General features: G+C 61.6%; 11 protein-coding genes and 1 tRNA gene. 6 read left to right on the plus strand and 6 right to left on the minus strand.

All coding sequences use genetic code 11. The annotated features are described in order from the left end of the window. Positions 1–64: 64 nt before the first annotated feature. Complete coding sequence (gene uvrC, locus KZO25_RS02890; RefSeq protein WP_223135778.1) at positions 65–1,879, minus strand: excinuclease ABC subunit UvrC; 1,815 nt, start codon at positions 1,877–1,879, stop codon at positions 65–67. Positions 1,880–1,927: 48 nt separating this feature from the next. Next, positions 1,928–2,575, minus strand: coding sequence for a UvrY/SirA/GacA family response regulator transcription factor (gene uvrY / locus KZO25_RS02895; RefSeq protein WP_043516542.1), 648 nt, complete (start codon positions 2,573–2,575; stop codon positions 1,928–1,930). Positions 2,576–2,793: 218 nt separating this feature from the next. Here uvrY and KZO25_RS02900 point away from each other — a divergent pair. Further along, positions 2,794–2,869: transfer RNA gene (locus tag KZO25_RS02900), tRNA-Ala, on the plus strand. A gap of 119 nt (positions 2,870–2,988) precedes the next feature. Beyond that, entirely contained in the window at positions 2,989–4,404 is a 1,416-nt protein-coding gene (locus KZO25_RS02905; RefSeq protein WP_223135779.1) for an amidase, read from the plus strand. A gap of 18 nt (positions 4,405–4,422) precedes the next feature. Here KZO25_RS02905 and KZO25_RS02910 read toward each other — a convergent pair whose 3' ends face one another. Continuing rightward, complete coding sequence (locus tag KZO25_RS02910) at positions 4,423–6,171, minus strand: putative bifunctional diguanylate cyclase/phosphodiesterase (protein WP_223135780.1); 1,749 nt, start codon at positions 6,169–6,171, stop codon at positions 4,423–4,425. Between the two features lie 342 nt (positions 6,172–6,513). Between KZO25_RS02910 and KZO25_RS02915 the strand changes: the two genes are divergently transcribed. After that, positions 6,514–8,484, plus strand: a complete 1,971-nt coding sequence (locus tag KZO25_RS02915; RefSeq protein WP_262488798.1) for a diguanylate cyclase — start codon at positions 6,514–6,516, stop codon at positions 8,482–8,484. A gap of 47 nt (positions 8,485–8,531) precedes the next feature. Here the strand turns inward: KZO25_RS02915 and KZO25_RS02920 are convergent, their stop codons facing one another. The 3 genes from KZO25_RS02920 to flgA all read right to left on the minus strand — a co-directional run bounded on the left by KZO25_RS02920 (position 8,532) and on the right by flgA (position 10,116). Then, positions 8,532–8,981: a flagella synthesis protein FlgN gene (locus KZO25_RS02920; RefSeq protein ID WP_223135782.1), complete on the minus strand. Its 450-nt coding sequence runs from the start codon at positions 8,979–8,981 to the stop codon at positions 8,532–8,534. Beyond that, entirely contained in the window at positions 8,978–9,265 is a 288-nt protein-coding gene (flgM, locus tag KZO25_RS02925; RefSeq protein WP_223135783.1) for a flagellar biosynthesis anti-sigma factor FlgM, read from the minus strand. Before flgM ends, KZO25_RS02920 begins: the two co-directional genes overlap by 4 nt. 152 nt (positions 9,266–9,417) lie before the next feature. Then, positions 9,418–10,116, minus strand: a complete 699-nt coding sequence (flgA, locus tag KZO25_RS02930) for a flagellar basal body P-ring formation chaperone FlgA (protein WP_223135784.1) — start codon at positions 10,114–10,116, stop codon at positions 9,418–9,420. A gap of 186 nt (positions 10,117–10,302) precedes the next feature. Here flgA and flgB point away from each other — a divergent pair, with 186 nt between their 5' ends. Genes flgB through KZO25_RS02945 form a run of 3 tightly spaced genes read left to right on the plus strand, consistent with a single transcriptional unit; the run spans position 10,303 to position 11,850 of the window. Then, entirely contained in the window at positions 10,303–10,716 is a 414-nt protein-coding gene (flgB, locus tag KZO25_RS02935) for a flagellar basal body rod protein FlgB (RefSeq protein WP_223135785.1), read from the plus strand. Positions 10,717–10,747: 31 nt separating this feature from the next. Next, entirely contained in the window at positions 10,748–11,155 is a 408-nt protein-coding gene (gene flgC / locus KZO25_RS02940) for a flagellar basal body rod protein FlgC (protein ID WP_223135786.1), read from the plus strand. 5 nt (positions 11,156–11,160) lie between these two features. After that, on the plus strand, positions 11,161–11,850 hold the full coding sequence (locus KZO25_RS02945; RefSeq protein WP_223135830.1) for a flagellar hook assembly protein FlgD: 690 nt from the start codon (positions 11,161–11,163) through the stop codon (positions 11,848–11,850). Positions 11,851–11,852 lie beyond the last annotated feature (2 nt).

Raw genomic sequence — 11,852 nt, forward strand, 5'->3', positions numbered from 1 at the left:
GGGGGATCCTTGCCTGAGGTCAGGGTTACCGAGAAGGCAACCATTCTATCCGCAGTGGGTCCTTTCATCCATGCAGCGATCGATGAATCGTGTCTGCGAGGGAGGCGCTGATCCCGGGGACCCTGGCCAGCTCCTCCCGGCTGGCCTGCTTTACGCCCTGCAAGCCGCCAAAGAACCGCAGCAGTTCCCGTCGGCGCTTGGGGCCGATGCCTTCGATATCTTCCAGTGTGGAGCTGCGTCTTGTCTTGTCGCGCCGGCTGCGATGCCCTGTTATGGCAAACCGATGGGCCTCATCACGGACATTTTGAATAAGGTGCAGGGCCGGTGAGGTTCCGTCCAGGTCGAGGGTGCGATCGACAGTCTCCACGAACAGGGTTTCCAGGCCGGCACGGCGAGTGTGGCCCTTGGCTACCCCCAGCAGCAGGATATGCTCGAGTCCCAGCTCGGACAGCACCTCGCGGGCCTGATTCAGCTGGCCCTTGCCGCCATCCACCAGCAGGATATCCGGCGTCACGCCCTCTCCCTCGGCGAGTCTGCGAAAGCGGCGGCTCAGGGCCTGACGCATGGCGGCATAGTCGTCACCGGCTGCTACGCCGTCGATATTGAAACGCCGGTAGTCCGATTTGCGTGGCCCATTCTGGTCGAATACCACGCAGGAGGCCACGGTGGCCTCGCCATGGCTGTGGCTGATGTCGAAGCACTCCAGCCGCTGCGGCACCTGGGGCAGCGCCAGGGCGTCACGCAGCGCATCGAAGCGGTGGGTCAGCTGGGCCTGGCTGGCCAATTGGCCAGCCAATTGTTGCTCGGCGTTGGTGCGAGCGAGTTCGAGCCATTGCTGGCGATGGCCGCGTACGCTGTGTGTCAGGCGAACTCGGCGCTCGGCGCGAGCCGAAAGGCCACTTTCCAGGATATCGGCATCGGCAAGCGCCAGGCTGGTGATCACCTCCCGGGGGATTTCCCTGCCCTGGCCGAGATAGTACTGGCTGACGAATTCGGCCAGCAGGTCGGAGGTCGCCAGGCCCAGGCTGTTGCCGGGCTTGTGGTGGCGCGCACCCAGCAGGCGCCCCTGACGCACCGCCAGCACGGAGATGCACAGCGAGTCCTCGCGTTCCGCCAAGGCGAAGACGTCGGCGTCGCCGCCCTCGGTGTCGACGAACTGGCGCTGCTGGAGCTGGCGTAGATGCTGTACCTGGTCGCGCAGGCGGGCGGCGTCCTCGAAGGCCAGCTCCCGGCTGGCAGCCTCCATGGCCTCGGTCAGCTCGCCGGTGACTTGCTCACTGCGACCTTCCAGGCACATCACGGCGTGCTCCAGGTCGCGCCGATAGTCTGCCTCGCTGATATAGCCGACACAGGGGCCGCTGCAGCGTTGGATCTGATACTGCAGGCAGGGTCGGGTGCGGTGCGCGAAGACGCTGTCCTCGCAGTTGCGAATGCGAAAGATCTTCTGCATCAGCGACAGGCTTTCGCGTACCGCGCCGCTGCTGGGGTAGGGCCCGAGATAGCGGCCGTCCTCGTGGCGCCGCCTGGCCCGCTTGTACTCAAGCGCCGGGTAGGGATGGCGGTCGGTGACGAAGACGAAGGGATAGGACTTGTCGTCGCGAAGCAGGATGTTGTAGGGCGGACGCAGTTCCTTGATCAGGGTCTGCTCAAGCAGTAGCGCCTCGATCTCGCTGCGGGTCACGGTGACCTGAACGTCCGCGATACGACCGACCATGGCCTGTGTCTTGGCGTTGAGGGTGCCACGAAAGTAACTCGACAAGCGGGCCTTCAGCCGCTTGGCCTTGCCGACGTAGAGGGTTTCGCCTTGCTCGTCGAGCATGCGATAGATGCCCGGTGCCTGGGTTAGGTGGGCGAGAAACTGTCGAGAGTCGAAAGTCATCTTGGCACTGGCTGGAGCGTGAGTCCCAAGCTTACCAGATTGTTCGTCTCAGCTGACGGTATCGAACCCATCGACCAGACCGTGTTTCAGGCCCAGGTGGGTGAGCTCGACGTCGGTCTGCACGCCCAGCTTTTCAAAGATCCGGTAGCGATAGGTGTTGACGGTTTTCGGGCTGAGGAAGAGGCGATCCGATATCTCCGAGACACGCTGGCAGTTGACGATCATCATCGCCACCTGCAGCTCGCGCTGGGAGAGCTGGTCGAAGGGGTTTTCTTCCGAGTCGAAGCGTGACAGCACCAGGCGCTGGGCGATATCCGGGCTGATATAGCGGTGACCGGCAAATACGCTGCGGATGGCATCGACCATGTCCGGTACCTGGGTGTCCTTGCTGATAAAGCCCCCGGCTCCTGCTTCCAGTAGACGCTGGGCGAAGTTGTCTTCCATGAAGCCGGTCAGGGCCAGGACGCGGATATCAGCGCTGTTACGCATGATCTTGCGCGTCGCTTCGAGGCCGCCAATTCCCGGCATGCGCAGATCCATCAGCACCACGTCCGGGTCGAGCTTGCGGCTCAGCGTGATGGCTTCCTCGCCGCTGGCAGCCTCTCCGACAACGTCGATGTCCTCCTCCTCATCCAGCAGGCGAGCGAGACTGGTACGAACCAGGTGGTGGTCATCGACAATGAGAACCTTGATCAAGGCAGACGTTCCTCGTCATTGCTGTTGATCACGGAAGCGTCCGTGAAGAGAGCGGATGGTCTTTAAACCACCAAGCTTGCCACACTCGTTGGCCAAGGGAAATTGACTTAGCGCCGGTACTAAACGTTACCGTCAACGGGGCGCGAAAACTGACGAGCAAGGTTGACGGGGGAAACAGTGGTCGGTATCATTCGCCTCGTTCTTGCGAGAGTACGTGTGGGGCCTTAGCTCAGCTGGGAGAGCGCAACACTGGCAGTGTTGAGGTCAGCGGTTCGATCCCGCTAGGCTCCACCATCGAATACTTGAAATGCCGCCTGGCGCTCTGCGCCAGGCGGCATTTTTCGTATGCACTTGTCATATCCCAGATATTTCCCACACTCTATACGGACTCACTGGAAAAATTGGAGGTCCGTGTGAGCGATACCGATCTGGGACTCATGGATGCCAGCCAGCTACGAAGTCTCTTCGAATCGCATGACGCTTCCCCTTTGGAGGCCACAAGAGCCGCTCTCGAGCGCATCGAGCGTTTCAACGGCGAGGTCAATGCCTACGTTCACGTCGACCGGGAGGGTGCCGAGGCTGCCGCCCATGCTTCGGCTCGACGCTGGGGGCAGGGGAGGCCGCTGAGTCCCATCGATGGCGTGACGGTTTCACTCAAGGATCTGACAGAGGTCGCCGGCATGCCTGTCAGGAAAGGATCCCTGACCGAGCCTGATACACCCTGCGAACGTGACTCGCCACCGACTCGTATGCTGAGGGAGGCGGGGGCTGTTATTCTCGGCAAGACCAATACGCCGGAGTTCGGCTGGAAGGCGATCACCGACAACCGGGTGCATGGTGCGACGGCCAACCCCTGGGATACTCGCCTGACCCCCGGCGGTTCTTCGGGAGGCGCTGCCGTCGCCGCCGCGCTCAATATGGGTGTGCTCCATCAGGGCGGTGATTCGGGGGGATCGATCCGTATTCCCGCCGCCTTCACCGGTGTGTTCGGCTTCAAGCCCACCTTTGGCTGGACGCCCCAGTGGCCCCCGTCGGAGGAACCAACCCTGTCCCATATCGGTCCCCTTACCCGTAATGTCGCCGATGCGGTGAAGATGCTCAACGTCATCGGGCGCTACGATTATCGTGACCCGTATGCGACGCGGGGCCAGCCAGAGGATTGGGGCGAAGAGCTTGGTCAGGGGCTTCAGGGGCTGCGAATCGCCTATTCGCCGGATCTCGGCTATGCCAGGGTCGACCGCGACGTGGCAGAGCGCGTGCGCTCGGCTGCCCATAAGCTGGAGGCGCTTGGTGCCACCGTTGAAGAGGTCGATCCCGGGTTCGAATCGCCGCTGGATATCTTCAACAAGCTCTGGTTTACGGCGTCGCTGGCTGTCTACGATGGAATGGATGAGCGCAATCGGCAATTGCTCGATCCGGGCATGGTTGCGGATGCCAGGCGAGCCGAGCAGTGGAGTGCGCTGGAACTGTTTTGCGCCCTGCGTGGCCGGGCCCGCTTGACCCAGCAGCTGGAGTACTTCAATCAGCAGTATCATCTGGTGATGACACCCTCGGTGGCGATCTCGCCATTCGAGCTTTTGCACAATGTGCCGCCTGAACGGGACATGCGAGACTGGGAGGAGTGGGCGCCGTTTTCCTACCCTTTCAACCTCAGCCAACAGCCTGCGGCATCGGTGCCCTGTGGCTTTACCGACGCCGGCTTACCCGTCGGTTTTCAACTGGCGGGGGGGAAGCATGATGACGCGCGCGTTCTGCGGGTCGCCCATGCCTTCATGGAGGCCTATCCAGCACGCTATCCCGCGGTGCCTAACCCGTATCAGAGCGGATAGAGCGCGATCCAGTCCAGGCTATCGGCGGGCTGACGCGCGTTCGGATAGCCACTGCTCCAGCTCCTCTGCGGATATGGCGGGACAGTAGTGATCGCCCTGTACATGCTTGCAGGATAGGCGGCTCACGGTGGTGGCTATAGCCTGATCATCGATGCCAATGACTACCGGATCGATATGGAGGGCCTGAAGTAGACGGCACAGCGCTTCCATCAGGTTGCGCTCATCCTGATGGGGTGCACTGGTCAGGCCGGCATTTATCTTGGCTCTGTCAAAGGGTAGGCGAGAGAGCCAGGCGAGGTCGAAAGAGTGGGTGCCCAGTCCATCGATGGTGAGGCGAACGCCCAGCCTCTCCAGCCGCTTGAGCATATGGGACGTGCCGTCCAGGTTGCTGGACAACCCTTGGCTAGGTATCTGCAGCACCATCCAGGCCAGTGAGTCGACCTGCTGGTGACGCAGAAAATGGTCGAGAGGTCTTCTATCGAAGGTATCGTGTACCAAATGTGACTCGCAGAGACGAATCGATACGGGCAGTTGGGCAAGCGATGAAGCGCTTTCCAGCCAACGCAGATGATGGGCGATGACGCTCTGTATCACCCAGCGATCAAGGCGAATACCCAAGCCCAAGCGGCATATGGTGTCGCCGAAGGCGTCAGGGGGAAGTTTCCATTCCATGGGATGTTGCCAGCGCAGTACGGCCTCCAGGCCGGTGCAGCAGCCGGTATCGACATCGATTTCGGGTTGGAAGAGGAGGCGAAAATGGCGCTCGGGTAGATGAATGGCTTCGCTCAGCCGGCTCTCGAGACGATGTTTTTCCTTCAACTTGGCCGTCAGGCGATGATCGACGAAGGCCAGGCGTCCCGGTCCCTTCTTTCGCGCCGTATACATGGCGCTGCGTGCCGCGGTGATCAGCGCTTCCTCATCCTGGGCGTCGCTCGGGTAAAGGGCGATGCCGATGGAAGCCGTCAGCAGCAGATAGCGACTCCCGGAGAGAAAAGGCGGCTCCAGCGCCTCCTGTAGCCGCTCTGTCACCACCTGGGCGGCTTCCGCCGTGCCATCCTTTTCCAGCAAGACGATGAACTGGTCGCCACCCAGCCTGGCCAGGGTGTCACGGCTGCGCAGGGCTTTCTGCAGTCGCTGGGCCAGCTCGCCCAGCAGTCGGTCCCCTTCCACGTGTCCGACGGCATCATTGATCGCCTTGAACCGATCGATATCGATGAACAGTACGGCAAGCCCGTTCTCGGCACGCTCCGCCTGGGCCAGGGCGTGATTGAGGCGGTCACGCAGCAGCAGCCAGTTGGGGAGTCCGGTCATCGGGTCGACATGGACCCAGTGTCTGTCACCTAGCTGTTTTCCACTGGGGGTGGCGAGGCTGACGAAGGTGCGCAGATAGTGATGCGGCTGCTGCTGTGCATCGAGCAGGGCATCGACGGTCATCAGGACAGGCATCGACTCACCGTCGTCACGGCGGCACAGGACTTCCTGTTGCCAGGAAGAGGGCTCATCGACATTCGCGCCTGGCTCGGCTCCAATCGTCGATGGTGTCCTCAGGGAAACGAAGAAGTGTTCGACTGGCCAGCCTGCGACCTCGCTGCACTCACAGCCGGCAATGCGGCAGAAGGCCTCATTGGCCATGACGATGAGGCCTGCGGCATCTGTCAGGACCATGCCGGTCTGACCCTGCTCGAACGCGCTCTGGATGAGCCGTGCGGGATGTCGGGCCAGTGAGCTGACCCTGTCGCCGGGTGGGTGTTTGCCGTGATGACTCATCGATTCGCCGAATTAGCCCCTGCTGTTTTCGGTTGAAACGTCGAGGTGAGATTCGACGCTGCCATGAGAGATTATCGTCATAAACGGTCCAGACTTTAGCGCTGCGCAAGGTTAAATTCGGGTCTGCCCTCAAAAGCCAATCATGATTGGCTTTTGACGCCTGAGCGGGTCTCAAGTTCGGAGACCGGGCGCCGATACAAGAATAAATATGTCGACCCTTTAGGCAGCTGGGTCGCCAAGGGTGGTTTCAGGCTTAGCGTCGTGCGTAGTGGGTGGGTCGCTTGGCTCCCAATTTTATCGTCAAAGGGGACCGCGTTGCGCATATCGGTTCGGATGGAAGCAATGACTCGATTCCTCTGCTCTCTGCAGGGGCGACTGCTTGCCGGCCTTGCTGCGACGTGGCTGGTGATTGTGGGCATTCTCTTGATGCTGGCCTGGCAGTATGGCAAGGCGCTGGTGGATGAGGTCAATCTCGATCACCTGCGTGACGACTCGCGCCTGATTGCCGATGGCCTGACCGAGAAGGTCAATCGTCGCCTGAATGCCCTGGCGCGACTGGCGCCGAATCTGCAGGGAATGAGCCCGGATGAACTGGGTGATGCCCTTGAGCACAACCAGTCCCTGCTGGAATGGTTCGAGGGCATCATGGTAACCGGTCCGGACGGCGTCGTGCTTGCCGACTGGCCAGTGGTGGAGGGGCGTGTCGGTCTTGATACGTCGGAAACCGAATATTTTCGCTTGTTGAGTCACTCCCCTTGGCCCTATGTCAGCAAGCCCTTCGTGGGTCGAGCCAGCGGTGACAACCTGGTGCTGATGCTGGTACCGCGGCTCGATGAGCAGGGGGCTTTCAGCGGAGTCGTCGGAGGGATGGTCAACCTGACAGAGGGTGGGCTGTTCCGATGGCTCGAGCGAAGCTGGCTGGGAGAAGAGGGGCGCGTCTCCGTGTTGTCGGCATCGGGCGAAGTCTTGTTTCATCCTGGGCGGACGAGCAGGCAGGCGTTCAATGGTTTGCCGTCACTCGACCTGGCTTTGGAGGGCTGGGAGGGGGAAACCGTTGCCCGCGGGATCAATGGCGAGTCGACGCTGATGTCCTATCGCCAGATCAGGCCGGCGAACTGGGTGGTCAAGGTATCGTTGCCCCGGTCGCAGGTTCGTGCGCCGCTGGGAGACTATCTCGTTACCCTTTGGTGGGCCTGGCTGGTATTGGCGGTAGTCTTGATGTTCAGCATGAGTTGGCTGGTCAGGCGCATGCTCAAGCCGCTGCACCGCCTCGAGCAGCAGATCGCTCAGGTAGGGGCGGGGGAGCGTCGCTACCTGGCGCTCTCCACCAGCATGGAAGAGTTGAGGCAGGTAGCCAGCAGTTTCAACCGTCTGGAGCATGAGCGCCTCTCGGCGCTGGAGCACCTGCGGGATCGGCAGGCCTTTCTCGATGCCGTGCTGGGGTCAACGCCGATAGGCATGTTCGTGGCTGACCTCAAGGGTCACCTGAACTACATGAACCCGGCGCTGCTGGAGCTGCTGGGACTCGATGCGTCGTGTACCCCCGAGGAGTGGTGGGGCCGAATTCATCCGGATGACCGCCAGGGAACCCAGGATATGTGGCGTCACTCCCTGTCGACCGGCAACGACTTCATGCGTCAGCTCCGCTTTCATCATCAGGAAGGTGTCACCCTGTGGGTGGAAGTGCATGCAAGCCAGGTGAAGGGCAGCGATCAGCCCCTCGGGTTCGTGGGTATGGTGAAGGACATTACCGAGCGTCGCCAGCAGGAGGCGTTGCAGCGATGGGAGGCTGAACACGACCCGCTGACGGGACTGCTCAATCGCCGCGGTTTCGAGCGGCGCCTGGAGGAGGCGCTGGCGGAATACGCCAAGACCGGTACCCCGTCGGTGCTGATCCTCTTCGATCTGGACCACTTCAAGCCCATCAACGACGAAGGCGGGCATGCCCTGGGCGACGAAATGCTTCGTCGTATCGCCCAGGTGGTGGCTTGGGAGGTTCGCCGTAGCGACCACGTTGCCCGCCAGGGTGGAGACGAGTTCGCCGTGCTGCTGCCCAGCTGTACCCTGAAGCAGGCCGAGGAGATTGCGGAATCCCTGCGGCGTGTGGTTTCCGAGGTTACTGTGGTGAATGAGAGTAGGGTCTACAGCATTACACTTAGCATGGGGGTGACTGCGTTCCAGGAGGGGGATGATGCCGTCGAGACCGTGCTGGCCCGAGCCGATGCCGCCAGCTACAAGGCCAAGGCCAATGGCCGCAACGCCGTGGTCATGGCGGATCCCGACGACGGCAGCCTTATCGACTCTCTATGGTAAGAGGGTGGGCCGACTTGCTGTGGTAAACGCTTGCGGGTGGTGATGGGTCAAACCGACGTGTTGAAGCGTCCCGGCTGCGCCCTTACTCGACCGCTGGCGCCATAGGTCGTCTTCTCGGCGGCCTCGTGAATGAACTCGAGGAGGCGCTTGTTCTGGCCCATGCGCAGGCCAACAAGCTGGCCGTTCATCGTGTTGAGCCGATGGGCCTTCTGCGTTCGCTCCATGGTGCTTTCCCATGACTCCAGGCAGCCGGCATCTTCGGCGGCCTGTCGGGCACCAGCGGCGCCCTCGGCATAGCCCAGGCGCTGCTGAACGTTACGGCGCAAGGTCTCTGTGGCTTCCAGTTGCTGCAGTCGCTGCTGCTTGAGTTCGGCAACCTCGGCGAGCTGGCGCCCGTCGATATCGGCGGCGGCAAGCAGCTCGCGCTCCTGCTCAAGCAGTTCGATCACGCCATCAAGGCGCTGCTGCTGCTCGCGGAGAAGCTTGGTCAGGCTCATTCGTCACCATTACCTGCAGTCGGTTCCAGCGACTCGATCAACCCGTCGGCGATCCGGTCGGCGCGAATTTCCAGGCGGCCTTCCCGAATGGCCTCGCGAATCTCCTCGACCCTGACGGTGTCGATGTCGCGGGAGCTGTCGGCGGCATTCTGCCGCAGGTGCGTGGTGGCCGCCGGGCCGGCATCCTGCTGGCTGGACTGACTGGGACCCTTGACCGGCTGCGCTTCCTCGCGGGGCGTCGTCGGTGTCGGACGAGTCAGGGGGTTCTGGCTGTTGATCTTCACTATATTGGCCTCGTGACCGGTGCTTTTACACGCTATCGGCTGCTCCGGAGAAAACTTTAGGCAATGATATAGCGAACACGCGCGAGGCGCATCCGCAGGTTAGTGTAGCAAGCCAGCGTCGAGAGTGTCGGCATGGCATGCCGAAGCACCGCTCAGAAATCGACGATCACCATTCCTTCTCCTGCCACTCGTCCAGTGACGACCTCGCGAGAGTCGAAACGTATCCGGATGCGGTCACCCAGCCCGCCGGGCTCGAGCGCCTGCCCCTCGCGGGAGACTCGAAACCCCGTGCCCCGGGCTTCGACCACGACGCGCTGATTGCGTTCCACCAGCGGCAAGGAGCGGAACTGGTGGGCTTGCAGCGGTTGCCCGGCGCGCAGCGTGCGAGTCGCCACCTGGCCGATGATCTGCTCCGCATCGAGCAGGGCATTGTTGGGAAGCTCCGCCAGGTTGCCTTGTCGCTGTTCCAGGTGCTCCGGGCGAACCGTATCGCCAGCGTTGAGCGTGGCTGCCAGGACCGGGTACTCGCCGAGAACGCCGATTTCAGCCTGCATGTAGCGCACCTGGCGCCCATCGCTGCCGCAGCGCACACCTACCGACACACGCCCGAGAGGCAGTTCGCCTTCCCGGGTCAGGAAGGGTTGGGGTGCAATGCACTCCGGCAACCGGGCCGAAGGAGGCCGCAGCTCGATGATGATCTCCTCGCCAAGGGGCTGTGCCTCGCTGTACAGGAAGCCATGTACGGCCTGGAGCAGGGCGTCGTCGTCGGCCTTGGCGATGCCGGGAAGTAGCGTCAGGCTGGCGAGGATCGGCCACAAAGTGAACAGGAGCTTGAAGGGGTGACGCTGCATGGCATTTGGCCGAGGTTGGTGATGGTGCCAGTGAATTCTAGCGTCCCGCGATTTCATGAAACAGCGGAAATGAATGCGGAAAACCGGTCTGTTCTTGCCATTGGTGTGACACCACTCTGGCTATTCTTCACTCTCAACAAGTTCCGCACACTGTTCATATTGAGTTTCGACCACGGGAGCGCCGGCATGATCGATAAGCTCGAGGCCGCCTTTAACTACCACCAGCAGGCGCTGGGCTTGCGCCAGGAGCGCCACAAAGTGCTGGCCAGCAATATCGCCAACGCCGATACGCCGAATTACAAGGCGCGGGACATGGATTTTTCCGGCGAACTCAAGAAGGCGGTCGAGCATGGTCGCTCATCTGGTGGCGGTTTGTCACTGGCAAGAACGTCTGCGGGGCATCTGGGCGGGCAGGGCTTCGCACCGCCTAGCCAGAACTTGCTGTATCGCGTACCGGACCAGCCGAGCCTGGACGGGAACACGGTGGATATGGACCGTGAGCGTACCCAGTTCGCCGACAATGCGGTGCGCTACCAGGCGGCGTTGACCATCCTCAACAGCCGTATCCAGGGCCTGAAGAGCGCCATGCAGCCGGAGTAAGCAGCCGGAACAACCAGAGAGAGATCGTTCCATGTCGATGTTTTCCGTTTTCGATATCGCCGGCTCGGCCATGAGCGCCCAGTCGCAGCGCATGAACGTCACGGCCAGCAACCTGGCCAATGCCGACAGCGTGGCGGGGCCGGATGGTGAAGCCTATCGCGCCAAGCAGGTGCTGTTCGAGTCGCGCCACCAGGGCGCCCATGGCATCGGTGGCGTGGGCGTGCGCAGCGTGGTGGAAGATACCTCGCCCATGCGCATGGAGTACCGCCCCGAGCACCCGCTGGCCAATGACGATGGCTACGTGACCATGCCCAACGTCGAGCCGGTACACGAGATGGTCAACATGATCTCGGCTTCCCGCTCCTACCAGGCCAACGTCGAAGTCATGAACACGAGCAAGCAGATGATGCTCAAGACACTCACTCTAGGGGAGGGCTGATCATGATGGGTGGAATTGATCCTACGGCACTGGCCACTATCAACGGTGGTGGGGCCAAGCTGAATCAGAGTCAGTCAGATGAGCTGAGGGAGAGCTTTCTCATGCTGCTGACCACCCAGCTACAGAACCAGGATCCGCTCAATCCCCTGGAAAACCATGAGATGACCTCGCAGATTGCCCAGATCAATACGGTTAGCGGCATCGAGCAGCTTAACCAGACGCTGCAGGGCATTACAGCACAAATGGACGCCAATCAGGCCATGCAGGCGACTCACCTGATTGGGCAGGGCGTCCTGGTGAAAGGTGATCGCGTGCTGCTCGAACAGACGGAAGAGGGCCATGCCCACACCACGCCATTCGGGATCGAGCTGCTCAAGCCAGCCGACAATGTGCGGGTGACGATTACCAACGCGAGTGGCCAGGTAGTCAATCGCTACGACATTGGCTCTGTTAAGGCCGGCGTCGAGTCGTTTCAGTGGAACGGCAAGACATCAGAAGGCGATAGTGCAGCTCCCGGTTCCTATCGCGTAAGGCTGGAAGCCACCGATGCCGATGGCGATGCGGTCAGCGCCCAGGCGCTGAACTACGCCATGGTGGGCGGCGTCACGCCCAAGGATAGTAACGGTAACGTGCGCCTGGACCTAGGCGCCGTCTATGGCCAAGTCGGCCTTAACGAAATCAAGCAGATTCTGTAATC

Source organism: Halomonas sp. ANAO-440, from assembly GCF_019915905.1.
GTDB lineage: Bacteria > Pseudomonadota > Gammaproteobacteria > Pseudomonadales > Halomonadaceae > Halomonas > Halomonas chromatireducens.